This window comes from Knoellia sp. B-D-2 (assembly GCF_057714695.1).
In genome coordinates this window covers 2,083,855-2,098,755 of record NZ_CM173189.1, presented here as the reverse complement: position 1 = coordinate 2,098,755, position 14,901 = coordinate 2,083,855, and the positions used below count along the sequence as shown (strand labels likewise).

Genomic DNA, 14,901 nt, shown 5'->3' with positions numbered 1-14,901 from the left:
ACCTGACACCATGAGGGCATGACGACGTCGACGAGCCCCTCCAGCGCTGTCGAGCAGGCACGGGTCGACGGCAGCACCGACGCGGCCGACGACGCCGCCCAGGCCGCCGCCGGCGCCCGCTTCGTGCAGGAGGTCTCGATCGCGAGCGCGTCCGCCGCCGAGGCCCGGCTCACGCAGCCGCGCGCCGCGAACGGACGGTTCGTCCGCACGCCCGGCGAGGTCGACGACGCGGGGCTGCCGACCGACCGCTTCCTCGATCGCGAGATCTCCTGGCTGCAGTTCAACGAGCGGGTCCTCCAGCTCGCCGCCGACGAGGATGTGCCGCTGCTCGAGCGGGCCCGGTTCCTCGCGATCTTCACGTCCAACCTCGACGAGTTCTTCATGGTCCGAGTCGCCGGCCTCAAGCGGCGCATCGCCACCGGCCTCGCCGTCCGCTCGGCCTCGGGCCTGGAGCCGCGCGAGGTCCTCGAGCAGATCTCGGTCGTCAGCCACGAGCTGCTCGACATGCAGGCCCGGGTCTACGACGACATGGTGCAGCCGGCCCTCGAGAAGGAGGGCATCCAGATCCTGCGCTGGGACGAGCTGTCCGAGGAGGAGCAGGGGCAGCTCGGCCAGCTCTTCACCGACCGCGTCTTCCCCGTCCTCACCCCGCTGGCCGTCGACCCGGCGCACCCGTTCCCCTACATCTCCGGGCTGTCGCTCAACCTCGCCGTGCTGCTCATCAACCCCAAGACGGGCAAGGAGCACTTCGCGCGCGTCAAGGTGCCGCCGCTGCTCCCCCGGCTGCTGCGGGTCGGCGAGACCGGGGCGTCCGGCGACATCTTCGACGCGAGGTTCGTCCCGATCGAGGACGTCATGGCCGCCCACCTCGACCAGCTCTTCCCCGGGATGGAGGTCCACGAGCACTACACGTTCCGGGTCACCCGCAACGAGGACCTCGAGGTCGAGGAGGACGACGCCGAGAACCTCCTCGCCGCGCTCGAGAAGGAGCTGACCCGGCGCCGCTTCGGCCCGCCGGTCCGGCTCGAGGTGGACCGGGAGATGGACGACCACGTCATGGACCTGCTCGTGCGCGAGCTCGGGGTCTCCGCCGCCGAGGTGTACCGCCTCCCTGCGCCGCTCGACATGCGCGGGCTCAACATCATCGCCGACCTCGAGCGCTCCGACCTGCACTACGAGGCGTTCGTCGCGCGCACCAACAGCGACCTCGCGCCGACCGAGAGCGCGAAGGCCCGCGACATCTTCGCGAGCATCCGCAAGCAGGACGTCCTGCTCCAGCACCCCTACGACTCGTTCTCGACGTCGGTGCAGGCGTTCATCGAGCAGGCGGCCGCCGACCCCCACGTCCTCGCCATCAAGCAGACGCTCTACCGCACCAGCGGCGACTCCCCGATCATCGACGCCCTCATCGACGCGGCCGACAGCGGCAAGCAGGTGCTCGCGGTCGTCGAGATCAAGGCCCGCTTCGACGAGCAGAACAACATCTCGTGGGCGCGCAAGCTCGAGCGCGCGGGCGTCCACGTCGTCTACGGCATCGTCGGCCTCAAGACGCACTCCAAGCTCAGCCTCGTCGTGCGGCAGGAGGACCACGGGCTGCAACGCTACTGCCACATCGGGACCGGCAACTACAACCCCAAGACCGCCCGACTCTACGAGGACTTCGGCCTGCTCACCGTCGACCCCCAGGTGGCCGACGACCTCACCCGGCTCTTCAACCAGCTGTCGGGGGTGGCTCCTCGCAGCAAGTTCAAGCGCCTCCTCGTCGCCCCTCGCTCCGTGCGCACGGGGCTCCTCGAACGCATCGAGGAGCAGGTCAACCGCGAGGAGGCCGCCGCGGGCACCGGCTACATCGGCATCAAGGTCAACTCGATCGTCGACGAGCAGGTCATCGACGCCCTCTACCTCGCCTCGCGGGCGGGTGTGAAGATCGACGTGTGGGTGCGAGGCATCTGTGCGCTGCGTCCCGGCGTCGAGGGTCTCTCCGAGACCATCACCGTCCACTCCGTGCTGGGCCGCTTCCTCGAGCACTCCCGGGTGTTCCTCTTCGGCACCGGCAACGACACCGAGGCGTGGATCGGCAGCGCCGACATGATGCACCGCAACCTCGACCGGCGCGTCGAGTGCCTCGTCCGGCTGGGCGACCCGCGCCACATCAAGGACCTGTTCTCCCTCATGGGCAGGGGGATGAGCGGCGAGTTCGCCCACTGGGCCCTCAGTGGGGACGGCCGCTGGACCCGACGCCACGTCGGGCCCGACGGGGAGCCGCTCGACGACATCCAGGCTCTGCTCATCGAGATGCACGCCCGGCGTCGACGCAAGGCGCGACGGCGCTGACCCCACAGGACCGCACCCCGGTCATCCCCGCGGCAGGAACGGTGCCGTGGCGGGTGCGCGCCGGGGTGCTCGAAGTGCTCCTCGTGCACCGTCCCCGCTACGACGACTGGTCGTGGCCCAAGGGCAAGCTCGACCCCGGGGAGGACTGGGCGGCCGCCGCCGCCCGCGAGAGCGTCGAGGAGACCGGGCTCGAGGTGCGGCTGGGCCGGCCCCTGCCGGAGGCCCGTTACGTCGTCCTCACCAAGGCGGGCGAGCGCGGCGACAAGGTGGTCCGCTACTGGGCCGCCGCGGTGACCGGCGGCCACGGCCGCCTCGAGAACGAGATCGACGCGATCGCCTGGCTCGACGTGACCGAGGCCTACGCCCGCCTCGACTACGCGCACGACCGCGACCAGCTGCGGTCCCTCGTCCGGGTCCACACCGAGGGCGCCCTCGACACCTGGCCCCTCGTCGTCGTCCGGCACGCCCGGGCGGTGGCCCGCTCGGCCTGGACCCGCGACGACACGGCCCGGCCGTTGGACGCGCGCGGGCTGGAACGGGCGGCCGCCCTCGTCCCGGTGCTCACGGCATACGGCATCACCCGGGTGGTCAGCTCACCCTCCGTGCGGTGTCTCGACACGGTCCTTCCGTATGCCGTGTCCGCCGGCATCGAGCCGCGCACGAGGAGCGGCCTGTCCGAGGAGGGGTACGCCGCCAACCCGGGCCGGGCCGTGTCGCACGTCGACAGCCTGCTGCGGCGGGCCCAGCCCGTGGTGGTGTGCTCGCACGGGCCGGTGATGGGCGACCTGCTCGACGTCCTCGGCTCCCGCCTCGCGCTCGGCGGGCCGGACTCGGTGGGCATGCTCGAGGCGTTCGCGCAGGCGCAGGACGACCGGCTGCTCAAGGGCGAGGCGCTCGTCTGCCACGTGGCCGGCTCGGGCACGGACGCCCGCGTCGTCGCCGTCGAGCGCCACCTCCCCTGACCCCGGGCCCCCCACCCCCGCCCCCCCACCCCCGCCCCCGACTTATTGCGCATTCCGTCCGCGGAACCCCGACTCATTGCGCATTCCGTCCGCACGAGCCCGACTCATGGCGCACACCGGCCGCCGGACCGGGCCCTCGGCGCGCTTGAACTGCTCGACAGGCAATGGCCGAACAGCGTTCACGCCTCGTTCACCCGGCACGGGCCACCACGTCACCGGCCCTGCCTACCTTCAAGGCGTCGGTACACCATGTCCGGCCCCCATTCCATGTCCTTGTGAGAGGTACACACAGTGAAGATTCAGCGTCTCGGCGCGATGGCGTCCCTCGCCCTCGTCGGTTCGATCGCCCTGGCCGGCTGCGGCTCGGACAACAACACCGGCACCGACAGCGCCGGTGCTGCCGAGGGCACCGCCAGCTCGTCGGCCCCCGCCGACTGCTTCGACGGCACCCTCAACGTCGAGGGCTCCTCCGCCCAGAAGAACGCCATCGACGAGGTCGCGGCGGGCTTCAAGGAGAAGTGCAGCGGCGCCACGGTCAACTACAACCCCTCCGGCTCCGGCGCGGGCATCAAGCAGTTCATCGCCGGCCAGGTCGACTTCGGCGGGTCCGACTCCGCGCTGAAGACCGTCGAGAAGGACGGCAAGATCGAGGCCACCGAGGCCGCGACCGCGTGCGGTTCGCCCGCCTGGAACATCCCCATGGTCACCGGCCCCGTCGCCCTCGCCTACAACGTCAAGGGCGTCGACAAGCTCACCCTGACCCCCGCCGTCGCCGGCGACATCTTCTCGGGCAAGATCACCACCTGGAACGACCCGAAGATCGCCGCGGTCAACTCCGGCGTCGAGCTCCCCGCCACCGCCATCAAGGTCTTCTTCCGCTCCGACGAGTCGGGCACGACCGAGAACTTCACCAAGTACCTCAAGGCCGCGGCCCCGGCCAACTGGACCACCGAGCCGGCCAAGACGTGGGACGGCAAGGGCGAGGGCAAGGCCAAGTCGGCCGGTGTCGCCGAGGGCGTCAAGAGCACCGACGGGGGGCTGACCTACGTCGAGTGGAGCTACGCCAAGGACAACGACCTGGCCGTGGCGGCGATCGACAACGGTGCCGGCCCGGTCGAGCTGACCTCCGAGTCGGTCGGCAAGGCCATCGCCACCGCAGAGCAGACCGGCACGGGCAACGACCTCGCCCTCAAGCTCGACTACGCGACCAAGGAGCCGGGGGCCTACCCGATCAACCTCGTGACCTACGAGATCGTCTGCTCCAAGGGCAAGGACCCGGAGAAGCAGAAGAACATCAAGGCGTTCCTCAAGTACTTCGCCTCCGAGGAGGCCCAGAAGACGATCGAGGAGATCGGCTACGCCCCGCTCCCGGCCGAGGTGCAGACCAAGGTCGCCGCGGCGATCGACGCCATCTCCTGACCCCGTCCTTCCGGACCGGTCGACCATCTGGTCCACTGAGGGGGCGGGGCCCGTCCGGCCCCGCCCCCTCTCCCCTTCCCCTCCTGAGAGGACGCGACCCTCGTGTCATCGATCACCGGGCACAGCGCGATCGACGAGCTCCCCAGCAGTGACGGTCGCCCCCCGCTCGAGGCCGACCGGGCCGGCACGGGTCGTCTCGGTGACCGCATCTTCGGTGGGCTGGCCACCGGCGCCGGGATCCTCGTCATCGCGCTCGTCAGCCTCGTCGGGGTCTTCCTCGTCGTCCAGGCCGTCCCGTCGCTGCTCAACAACAACGCCAACTTCCTCACGTCGCGGGAGTGGGTCGCGAGCGGCGCCGAGCCCCGCTTCGGGATCGTCGACCTCCTGTGGGCCACGATCGTCACCTCGGTCATCGCCATGCTCGTCGCCGTGCCGCTCGGCGTCGCGGTCGCCCTCTTCATCACGCAGTACGCGCCCCCGTGGCTGACCAAATCCGCGGCGACCCTCGTCGACCTGCTCGCCGCGGTGCCCTCGATCGTCTACGGCTTCTGGGGCCTCACCGTCGCGGGCCAGTACTTCGAGCCCTTCGCCGAGGTCGTCGACCGGGTGCTCGGCTGGCTGCCCTTCTTCGAGTACACCGGGACGCCGAGCGCCAAGAGCACCCTCGCGTTCGCGGGCCTCATCCTCGCCATCATGATCCTGCCGATCGTCACCGCCATCTCCCGCGAGGTCTTCGCGCAGGTGCCGACCACGCACAAGGAGGGCGCCCTCGCCCTGGGTGCGACCAAGTGGGAGATGATCCGCGTCGCGGTCCTGCCCTTCGGCAAGCCGGGCATCATCTCCGCGGCCATGCTCGGCCTCGGCCGTGCGCTGGGCGAGACCCTTGCCGTCACACTGTTGCTGTCGGCCCTCAACACCTCGTCGGCGTTCTCGTTCTCCATCTTCGGGGGTGGCGAGACCTTCGCGTCCCGGATCGCCAACGACGCCGGCGAGTTCGACTCGGCCCAGAAGACCGGCGCGTACATCGCCGCCGGCCTGGTCCTGTTCATCCTCACCTTCATCGTCAACGCGGCCGCCCGCGTCGTCATCGAGCGCCGGAAGGCCTTCACCGAATGAGCGCCCTCCGCACCCTCGACGACCCCGCCCCCACGTCCACGACGGGCGACGACGACTTCGGCGGCAAGTCCAGCGGACGGGCCCTCACCGACCAGCTCGCCCGAGTCGTCATGTGGGCGGCCTTCGTCATCGCCCTCATCCCCTTGGTCTGGATCCTCGGGACGACCGTCGCCAAGGGCGGACAGATGCTGCTCGACGCCGGCTGGTGGGGCAACTCCCAGTCCGGCATCACCGCGCGCCGGGTCGGCGGCGGCGCGGTGCACGCGATCCAGGGGACGCTCATCCAGGCGTTCGTCACGGCGCTCATCTCGGTGCCGATCGGAGTGCTCACCGCGGTCTACCTCGTCGAGTACGGCCGCGGCCGGCTCGCCAAGACCGTCTCCTTCATGGTCGACATCCTCACCGGCATCCCCTCGATCGTCGCGGCCCTGTTCATCTACGCCGTCTGGGTCGTCACCTTCGGCTTCCAGCGGATCGGCTTCGCCGTGTGCCTCGCGCTGACGATGCTGATGATCCCCACGGTCGTCCGCTCCACCGAGGAGATGCTCAAGCTCGTCCCCAACGAGCTGCGCGAGGCGTCCTACGCCCTCGGGGTGCCGAAGTGGAAGACGATCATGAAGATCGTCATCCCGACCTCCTTCTCGGGCATCGTCACCGGCGTGCTGCTCGGGCTCGCCCGCGTCATGGGTGAGACGGCGCCGCTCATCATCCTCGGCCCGTACACCAAGGTCATCGCGACCAACCTCTTCGACGGGCTCATGGCCACGCTGCCGACGATGATCTACCAGGAGTACAGCGAGAACCTCCAGCCGGCCGTCGACCGGGTCTGGGGCGCGGCCCTCACCCTCATCCTCATCATCTTCCTGCTGAACATCCTCGGCCGTTTCGTCGGCCGGTTCAGCAAGGTGCGGAACTGACCCGGCCGCGCACACGGCATACCGACCTCACGACCCCTGACAGCAGAGAGAAACGACAGCACTCATGGCCAAGCGCATCGACGTCAAGGACCTCGACATCTACTACGGCGACTTCAAGGCCGTCGAGGGGGTCTCGCTCACCGTCGAACCCCGCTCCGTGACAGCCTTCATCGGCCCGTCGGGCTGCGGCAAGTCGACCGTCCTGCGCACCCTCAACCGCATGCACGAGGTCATCCCCGGCGGCCGCGTGGACGGGAAGGTCACGCTCGACGACCAGGACCTGTACGCGTCGTCGATGGACCCGGTGGCGGTGCGCCGCACCGTCGGCATGGTCTTCCAGCGGCCCAACCCGTTCCCGACCATGTCGATCCGCGACAACGTCGCCGCGGGGCTCAGGCTCAACGGCGTCAAGAACAAGAAGAAGCTCGACGAGGTCGTCGAGCGCTCGCTCAAGGGCGCCAACCTGTGGAACGAGGTCAAGGACCGCCTCGACAAGCCGGGTGCCGGGCTGTCCGGTGGCCAGCAGCAGCGGTTGTGCATCGCCCGCGCCATCGCCGTCGAGCCGCAGGTGCTCCTCATGGACGAGCCGTGCTCGGCGCTCGACCCGATCTCGACGCTCGCCATCGAGGACCTCATCAACGACCTCAAGAGCCAGTACACGATCGTCATCGTCACGCACAACATGCAGCAGGCGGCGAGGGTCTCGGACCAGACGGCGTTCTTCAACCTCAAGGCGACGGGCCAGCCCGGGCGCCTCGTCGAGGTCGCCGACACCCAGAAGATCTTCAGCAACCCGACGCAGAAGGCGACCGAGGACTACATCTCCGGCCGCTTCGGCTGACCCACGCACCGAGCTCCTTCCCCGTCTCATTGCGCATTCCGTCCCAGCGACGACGACTGATTGCGCGTGGCGTTCACGGTCGTCCACAGGCGGAGCCCGTGGACCTCGTCGTCCACAAGTCGCACCCTCGGGGGTGACCCGTCCACGGCTCGCGCGCGACGCTGCTGCGGGTGGAAGACTTCGCTCTGCTCCCCCAACCCTTCTCCCGGCACGAGGCCCTCTCGCTCGGCTTCACCAGTGCCTCCCTGTCGCGTGCGACGAGCGCGGGCAGCCTCCAGCGGCTGGGTAGGGGCGTGTATGCCGTCCGCTCACCGTGGTCGGCCCAGGAACCGTGGCAACGGCACCAGTTCCTCAGCCTCGCCGCCGCCCGGCTGACCCCCGACGCCATCCTCAGCCACGCGAGCGCCGCAGCCGCCATGGGACTGCCGCACCCGGCATACCCTCCCGAGCGCGTCTCCATGACGCTGCTGGACGACGCGCGCACGAGCCGGCCCGACGACTGGCGGCGGTTCCACCGCGGGGCGACTCCGCACCGGCACATCGAGCTCGACGGCGGTCGGCCGCGGCTCACCCCGACGCGGACCGTGGTCGACTGCGCGAGGGTGCTGCTGTCGCGCGACGCCCTCGCGATCGCGGACGGGGCGCTGCGTGCTGGGCTCGTCACCCACGAGGGGCTGCTCGCCATGCGCAGGCACCAACGGCGGTGGCCCGGCGTCGCGTCGATGACCGGGATCCTCCTGCTCGCGGACGGCAGGAGGGAGAACTGGCTCGAGTCCGCCTCGGCCTGGGCCCTGGCGGCGTGGGCGGTGCCGGACCCGGTCCCGCAGGTCGAGGTCCTCACTCCTGATGGCGAGTTCCTCGCCCGGGTCGACGCCCTGTGGCCCGAGCACGGGGTCGTGGGCGAGGCCGACGGTGTCGGCAAGTACCTGATCTCGGGGACGTCCGAGCAGGCGGTGAGCAGCGCCGTGGCCGCCGAGGTGAGCCGTGAGAAGCGCCTGCTGCACCACGGCCTGGCCGTCGTGCGGTGGACACCGGCCGAGGCCGTGTCGGGTGAGGCGCTGCATGGTCGGCTCCAGCCGTACCTCACCCGTCCGCCGCTCCGGCACAGCGCGGTGTTCCGGTGCGGGTGCTGCCGCGTGCCCTTGGCCGAGTGCGCGGTCGACCGCCGGCTCAGACGCTGGCGGATCCTCGTCCGCAAGGAGTTCGAGCGCTCCGTGTGGTGAGGTGCCAGGAGTGAACGTCACGCGCCATCAGTGGCGGTGCGGGGACCGGAATGCGCAATAAGTCGGGGACCCCCGGGGGCGGGGGCGGGGGCCGGGGGCCTTGGGTCAGATGCCGACGATGAGCTTGAGGAGGAGGTAGGACGCGGCCGCGACGAGGCCGGCGCCGGGGAAGGTGAAGACCCACGCCCCGACGATGTTCTTGGCCACGCCCCAGCGCACCGCCTTGATCGACTTGGTCGAGCCGACGCCCATGATCGCCGAGGTGATGGCGTGGGTCGTCGAGATCGGGGCGCCGGTGCCGGTGGCGACGAAGAGGACCGCCGCGGCCGTGGTCTCGGCCGCGAAGCCCTGCGGGGGGTCGAGGTGGATGATGCGGCGGCCGAGGGTGCGCATGATCCGCCACCCACCGGCATACGTCCCGGCCGAGATGACCAGGGCGCTGAGGACGAGGACCCACAGCGGGATCGCGGTGCTGTCGGCGGAGTGGAAGCCACCCACGGTGAGCGCGAGGACGACGACACCGGCGGTCTTGGCCGCGTCCTGCATGCCGTGGCCGAACGCCATGGCGGCGGCAGAGACGGTCTGGGCGTAGCGGAAGCCACGGTTGACCTTGCCCGGGTGGGTCCCGCGGAACAGCCAGAGGATCGCCGTCATGACGAGGTAGCCGACGAGGAGTCCGACGACCGGCGAGGCGATCATCGGGAGGATGACCTTCTGGAACACGGCGTCCCAGTGGACGGTCGACGACGCGGCGATCGCCGCACCACCGAGGCCGCCGATGAGGGCGTGCGACGAGGAGGACGGCAGCCCGTACCACCACGTGAGCATGTTCCACGCGATCGCGCCGATGAGGCCCGCGGCGCAGATGGTGAGGCCCACGGTCCCCGCGGGCGCGTCGATGATGCCGCTGCCGACGGTCTTGGCGACCTTGGTGCCGAGGAAGGCGCCGAAGAGGTTGGCGACGGCGGCCATGGCCAGGGCGATCCGGGGCGTGAGCGCACGGGTCGACACGGACGTCGCGATCGCGTTCGCGGCGTCGTGGAAGCCGTTGGTGTAGTTGAAGCCCATCGCCAAGGAGACGACGAGGGCCACCGGGATCCAGCTCTCCACGGTGGTCAGGACTCCTTGACGGCGATGCTCTCGACCTTGTGCGCCACCGACTCGAACGCATCGGCCGCGGCTTCGAGCTCGTCGATGAGCTCCTTGAGCTTCATGACGAGGATGGGGTCGGCGCCGTCGGCGTTGAAGAGCTCGGCGAGCATCCGGCGGTACGCCTTGTCGGCCCGGTTCTCGAGACGGTTGATCTCGATCCAGTACGTGTTGAGGTCCTTCATCGAGCGCAGCCGCGGCATCGCCTCGACGGTGAGCTCGGCCATCCGCGAAAGGATCTCGACCTGCTTGACCACGCCCTTGGGGAAGCTGGCGATGCGGTAGAGCGCGACGAGGTCGGCCGCCGCGTCCATGTGGTCGATGCAGTCGTCGAGCGCGCTCGCGAGACCGTGGATGTCCTCACGGTCGAACGGCGTGATGAACGAGGAGTTGACCTTGCGGATGATCTCGTGGGTCGCCTCGTCGGCCGAGGTCTCCACCTCGTCCATCTTCTGGGCGATCGCTTCGCGTTCTGCTTGGGTGTCCGCTCCGAGGATGGCGGTGAGCTGCGCCGCTCCTTCGATGAGGTGCTTGGCGGACAGCGAGAACAGGTCGTAGAACCCGTTCTCCTTGGGCGTGAGGCTGAAGGCCACGAGAGGCACTCCGAACGGCTCGAGGTCAAGTGTTGGAGGAAAGGCTACGGCCTGTTGGCCAGAACTCCGACATCGGCAGTTCAGGTCCTGTTCACCGGCTCGACGACGAGATGGCGGTGGTGGTGCCGGACCGGGAGCGCCTCACGGCGCGAGGCCGCTCGTAGCGGCTGATTTTGGGACCCGGGGCTGCCGCGGTCCGGCACCACCACTGAAGCCTAACGCGCGGTCGGGCGGGATGTGTTCCCGAGCGTGCGCCCGTCCTTCCGTGCCGTCGACACGTATGCCGGGTGCGCACGGCAGGTGCGTACGCCGGGTGCGTGAGCCGGGTGCGCATGCCGGGGGCGTATGCCGGGGGGCTCAGTCGAGCTCGTCGGCCCGCCAGAGCCGCGCGCAGGCCAGGAGGTCCTCGCCCGTGCGCTGCATCGCCGCGGCGGTCGTGGTGAGGGCCCCGGCACCGACCGGGTCGGTGCCGTCCCGGTCGTGGGCGAGGTCCGCCCGACCTGCGGAGATGACCGAGGCGAACGCCGCGGCACGCTCGAGCGCCACCGCGAGGTCGCCCGCGAACACCCCGGTGAGGATGTCGTCGGCGAGAGCCCTGACCTCGTCCGGCCCGGGGGGCTCGGCGATGCCGGCCACGGCGTGGGCGACGTCGGTGAACCGGACTCCCGCCGCGTACTCCCGGCTCGCCTGGACGGGCTGGCGGCGGACCCACTCGCGCAGCGCGTAGAGCCGCCAGAGCGCACCCGGGAGGCTGCGCGCCGGCCGCCCGGCCCAGAGGTCGGCGACGGTCGACAGCCCCAGGTCGTCGACGAGCCCGACGAGTCGGGCGGTGAGCGCCGGGTCGTGGGCGGCGCGACCCGTGCCGACGAGGACGGCCGCCGTCTGGTGGGCGATCTCGGTGACCTCGGCCGGTCCGGGCAGGCTGGCGCCGTGCGCCTCGATCGCGTCCGGGCCGAACGCGATCGGGCGACGGGGGACGTTGCGGCCGCTGTCTGTCACCGCTCCATCCTGCACCGTACGTTGAGGGCATGACGGACACCGCGGTCCCCCGGCCCTACGAGACCCTCCGCTGGGAGGTGGCCGACGACGGTGTCCTCACCCTCACGCTCCACCGGCCCGAGGCGCTCAACGCGTTCACCGTGACGATGGCGCGTGAGCTCGAGCACGCGTTCCGCCGGGTCAACACCGACGACTCGGTGGCCGCCGTCGTCGTCACCGGCGCCGGGCGGGCCTTCTGCGCCGGGATGGACCTCTCCCGAGAGGGCAACGTCTTCGGGCTCGACGAGTCGACCGCACCGACGCTCGACGACGTGCGCCGCCGTCTCGACGCGCCGGAGATCGCCGACGGCGTGCGCGACACCGGTGGCCGCGTCGCGCTGGCGATCTATGACTGCACGAAGCCGGTCATCGCCGCGATCAACGGCCCGGCCGTCGGGATCGGCGCGACGATGACGCTGCCGATGGACGTGCGCATCGCCTCGACCGCCGCCCGGATCGGCTTCGTCCTCGGCCGGCTGGGCATCGTGCCCGAGGCCTGCTCGTCGTGGTTCCTGCCACGTCTCGTCGGAGTCTCCCGCGCGCTCGAGTGGACGTACGCCGCCGACGTCCTCACCCCCGCCGAGGCCCTGGACGGTGGCCTGCTCCGATCGGTCGTGGAGCCGGACGCGTTGTTGGACACGGCATACGAGCTGGCCAGACGCTTCGTCACGGGCCGTTCGCGAGTCGCGACCGCCCTGACCCGCCAGATGATGTGGCGCAACGCCGCCCAGCCCCACCCGATCGAGGCGCACCGCATCGACTCGCTGGCGATGTGGTGGACGAGCGTCCACGACGGGAAGGAGGGCGTGGCGGCGTTCGCCGAGAAGCGGTCGCCCTCGTTCACGTCCTCGGCGTCCCGCGACCTCCCGGAGTGGCTGCCGTGGGACTGAACCGGTTCGTCGAGGCCCAGGACTCGGGCGGGACGTACGCCGCGGCCCTCGCCGAGCTGCGGCGCGGCCGGAAGACCAGCCACTGGATGTGGTTCGTCTTCCCGCAGGTCGCCGGCCTCGGCCGCAGCGAGACTGCGCAGAGGTATGCCGTGTCCGGCCTGTCGGAAGCACGCGCCTACCTCGCCGATCCCGTTCTCGGGCAACGGCTGCGCGAGTGCTGTGCCGTGCTGCTGGAGCTGCCCGGCTCGGACGCGACCTCGGTGTTCGGGGGCATCGACGCCGTGAAGCTCCGGTCGTCGATGACGCTGTTCGCCCGGGCGGCCGAGGTCGACCTGGACCGGCGGCTCTTCACCGACGTGCTGGAGAAGTACTTCGACGGAGTCGAGGACGCGGCGACCACCGAGCGGCTCTGACTCGGGCAGGTATCGTCTCCGCACGTGCAGGCGTCGCCTGCGCGGGCCTCTAGCTCAATGGTCAGAGCTGCGGACTTTTAATCCGTAGGTTGTGGGTTCGAGTCCCACGGGGCCCACGTACGTTTGCGCAGGTCAGCTTGCTGAAAGCGCGATGGACCGTCACAAGTGAAGATCGCGACGGTCACCCAGACAGCCACTGCGACGAAGACACCGGGAACAGGGACCAAGGCGGCTTCCGTCGACTGGAGCGCTCTCGTCAAGGAGATCGCTGACGCGTTCTTCACGGCAAATCCAGACTATGCCCGGAGGAAGGATTGCAACGACAATTCAACAGTTCCCGCACCATGAGTCGGGGCAAGATTTCCTCGTTGGAACTGAGCACCGCAAATAGTTGTTGACCTGGTGGAATCCGCTCACTTGTGATGCCTCGTCTCCTGAACCGTGGCCGCTTGGTCGCCGAACCGAACAGGCATACGCCGCTTGCCACAACGGGGTCACGAGTCTTATTACATTTCCACCGCTTCGGCACTGATCATGCAAGGGCTTGAGTACGGGCTGGCCGTGGCTTTTCCTTCGTGTATGTTCAGCAACTCATCGCGCATGAAGGGGTGTGGATCATGGGTCGACGGATGAATGTTGGTGCAGTCACTGCTTTCGGAGTCACGGTCATGCTGGCGGTGGGCTCGGCGTCGGCCGCGACGACGCCGCCGGGAGGGCTGGTTCCTGACCCGGGCAACATCACCCGGATCGCGGGGGCTGATCGCTACGAGACGGCGGTGGAGATCTCCACGCGAAGTCGGCCGGTGCCGGGGAACAGCGTGTTCATCGCTTCTGGTGAGGACTTCGCGGATGCGCTCACGGCCGCAAACTACGCCAACGGTCGGCAGAGCCTGCTCCTCGTCCAGAAGGACTTCATCCCGGAGTCGGTGCGAACCCGTCTCACGGCCCTCGAGCCGTACTCGATAAACATCGTTGGCGGTCCTAGCGCCGTGTCACCGGCGGTCGCGACGCAACTTGAGAGATACGGACCCGTGGTTCGCAAGGCCGGGGCTGATCGGTACTCCACGTCTGCACGGGCCTACTACCAATACGCGATCATGCCGGATGAGGCCAGCTACGGCGGGGACATCCTCTATCTCGCCTCGGGACTCGACTTCCCGGATGCACTGTCGGCGGTGGCTGCCGCCCAGCAGCGCCCCGACTTCACGTGCACGAACACTGACGATGCCTGCCTCTTGCGCTTTCATCGCGCCGCTCGTCGATCCGTCCTGCTGGTGCCACAGGGTGGACTCACCGCTGAGATCCGCCGCGTGCTTGCGATCCGCCCTCCGGACCGCGTCGTCCTGGTCGGTGGGGCGGACGCCGTTCCGAGCCTGATCGACAAGGAGGTGCGGGCGCTGCTGCCGAAGGCAGACGTGGTGCGCTACGAAGGCACGGACCGCTACAAGACGGCCGCAGTCGTCGCGGCACAGGTTTGGCCGCAGGGCGCGCAGCGTGCGTTCTTCGCATCAGGATTCGACTTCCCCGATGCGCTCACAGCCTCCGCGATCTCTGGTGACAACAAGGCTCCCCTGTTGCTGACCACTCCCGAGTGCACGCCCGCGGTCACGGCCCGAGCTGCGGCCTCGCTCAAGGTTGTCGACCGCTTCGTCTTCGGTGGTCCCGCCGTAACCGCTGACCCGAGTACGGTCTGCGGCACGCCCTGAAGCGCCAACGGCGCTGTTCACCCTCGCCCGCCTGTTCGACCACTCGGACCGGCTCGGCTTCGCGGCCTGCTACGAGTTGCCGGGGGCACTGACCCTGCACCTCGACCTCGAGCCGTCCGAGTTTCGCGCGATGCTGAAGCCCGCCCGAGCCCGACACACGCTAGCCGCGCCCAACGTGCCGGTGATCCGTGCAGACGGGCCGCAGTCGTCTTGGTAACCCCGTTGGTGACGCAACCAACGATCCTCACCGTCTTCAGAGCACACGCGACATCAGCATGGCTGCACGGTTCGTGCTCAACC

Annotated in this window: 13 protein-coding genes and 1 tRNA gene; 11 read left to right on the top strand and 3 right to left on the bottom strand. The window is 69.6% G+C overall.

The window, feature by feature from the left end; translation table 11 throughout:
- The first annotated feature begins 18 nt into the window (after positions 1–18).
- From AC3EU2_RS09980 to AC3EU2_RS09950, 7 genes are all read left to right on the top strand, one after another.
- Positions 19–2,334 (top strand): RNA degradosome polyphosphate kinase, encoded by a 2,316-nt coding sequence (locus AC3EU2_RS09980; protein ID WP_488176144.1) that lies wholly within the window; start codon positions 19–21, stop codon positions 2,332–2,334.
- A 41-nt stretch (positions 2,335–2,375) separates the two neighbouring features.
- On the top strand, positions 2,376–3,296 hold the full coding sequence (locus AC3EU2_RS09975; RefSeq protein WP_488176143.1) for an NUDIX hydrolase: 921 nt from the start codon (positions 2,376–2,378) through the stop codon (positions 3,294–3,296).
- A gap of 291 nt (positions 3,297–3,587) precedes the next feature.
- Complete coding sequence (pstS, locus tag AC3EU2_RS09970) at positions 3,588–4,715, top strand: phosphate ABC transporter substrate-binding protein PstS (RefSeq protein WP_488176142.1); 1,128 nt, start codon at positions 3,588–3,590, stop codon at positions 4,713–4,715.
- Between the two features lie 102 nt (positions 4,716–4,817).
- The gene (pstC, locus tag AC3EU2_RS09965) at positions 4,818–5,831 is read left to right on the top strand and encodes a phosphate ABC transporter permease subunit PstC (RefSeq protein WP_488176141.1); all 1,014 of its coding nucleotides are present in this window, start codon (positions 4,818–4,820) and stop codon (positions 5,829–5,831) included.
- A complete protein-coding gene (gene pstA, locus AC3EU2_RS09960; RefSeq protein WP_488176140.1) occupies positions 5,828–6,748 on the top strand; it encodes a phosphate ABC transporter permease PstA in 921 nt (306 codons plus the stop codon). The genes pstC and pstA overlap by 4 nt, the downstream gene beginning before the upstream one ends.
- Positions 6,749–6,812: 64 nt before the next feature.
- Complete coding sequence (gene pstB / locus AC3EU2_RS09955; RefSeq protein ID WP_488176139.1) at positions 6,813–7,589, top strand: phosphate ABC transporter ATP-binding protein PstB; 777 nt, start codon at positions 6,813–6,815, stop codon at positions 7,587–7,589.
- A 170-nt stretch (positions 7,590–7,759) separates the two neighbouring features.
- Positions 7,760–8,812, top strand: coding sequence for a type IV toxin-antitoxin system AbiEi family antitoxin domain-containing protein (locus AC3EU2_RS09950; RefSeq protein WP_488176138.1), 1,053 nt, complete (start codon positions 7,760–7,762; stop codon positions 8,810–8,812).
- A gap of 105 nt (positions 8,813–8,917) precedes the next feature.
- On the opposite strand, the gene AC3EU2_RS09945 is transcribed toward AC3EU2_RS09950, so the two are convergent.
- From AC3EU2_RS09945 to AC3EU2_RS09935, 3 genes are all read right to left on the bottom strand, one after another.
- Entirely contained in the window at positions 8,918–9,922 is a 1,005-nt protein-coding gene (locus tag AC3EU2_RS09945) for an anion permease (RefSeq protein ID WP_488176137.1), read from the bottom strand.
- A 5-nt stretch (positions 9,923–9,927) separates the two neighbouring features.
- Positions 9,928–10,554, bottom strand: coding sequence for a DUF47 domain-containing protein (locus tag AC3EU2_RS09940; protein WP_488176136.1), 627 nt, complete (start codon positions 10,552–10,554; stop codon positions 9,928–9,930).
- Positions 10,555–10,911: 357 nt separating this feature from the next.
- A complete protein-coding gene (locus AC3EU2_RS09935; RefSeq protein WP_488176135.1) occupies positions 10,912–11,553 on the bottom strand; it encodes a hypothetical protein in 642 nt (213 codons plus the stop codon).
- Positions 11,554–11,582: 29 nt separating this feature from the next.
- Here AC3EU2_RS09935 and AC3EU2_RS09930 point away from each other — a divergent pair, with 29 nt between their 5' ends.
- From AC3EU2_RS09930 to AC3EU2_RS09915, 4 genes are all read left to right on the top strand, one after another.
- Complete coding sequence (locus AC3EU2_RS09930) at positions 11,583–12,482, top strand: crotonase/enoyl-CoA hydratase family protein (protein ID WP_488176134.1); 900 nt, start codon at positions 11,583–11,585, stop codon at positions 12,480–12,482.
- Positions 12,473–12,895 carry a DUF1810 domain-containing protein gene (locus AC3EU2_RS09925; RefSeq protein ID WP_488176133.1) on the top strand — a complete coding sequence of 141 codons (423 nt, stop codon included), beginning with the start codon at positions 12,473–12,475 and terminating at the stop codon, positions 12,893–12,895. The genes AC3EU2_RS09930 and AC3EU2_RS09925 overlap by 10 nt, the downstream gene beginning before the upstream one ends.
- A 43-nt stretch (positions 12,896–12,938) precedes the next feature.
- A tRNA-Lys gene (locus AC3EU2_RS09920) sits at positions 12,939–13,011 on the top strand.
- Positions 13,012–13,470: 459 nt separating this feature from the next.
- Complete coding sequence (locus AC3EU2_RS09915; RefSeq protein WP_488176132.1) at positions 13,471–14,601, top strand: cell wall-binding repeat-containing protein; 1,131 nt, start codon at positions 13,471–13,473, stop codon at positions 14,599–14,601.
- Positions 14,602–14,901 lie beyond the last annotated feature (300 nt).

Excerpts from the sequence above, each read along its gene's own strand:
- AC3EU2_RS09980 (WP_488176144.1), top strand. The coding sequence starts at position 19 with ATGACGACGTCGACGAGCCCCTCCAGCGCTGTCGAGCAGGCACGGGTC.
- pstA (WP_488176140.1), top strand. The coding sequence starts at position 5,828 with ATGAGCGCCCTCCGCACCCTCGACGACCCCGCCCCCACGTCCACGACG.
- pstB (WP_488176139.1), top strand. The coding sequence starts at position 6,813 with ATGGCCAAGCGCATCGACGTCAAGGACCTCGACATCTACTACGGCGAC.
- AC3EU2_RS09930 (WP_488176134.1), top strand. The coding sequence starts at position 11,583 with ATGACGGACACCGCGGTCCCCCGGCCCTACGAGACCCTCCGCTGGGAG.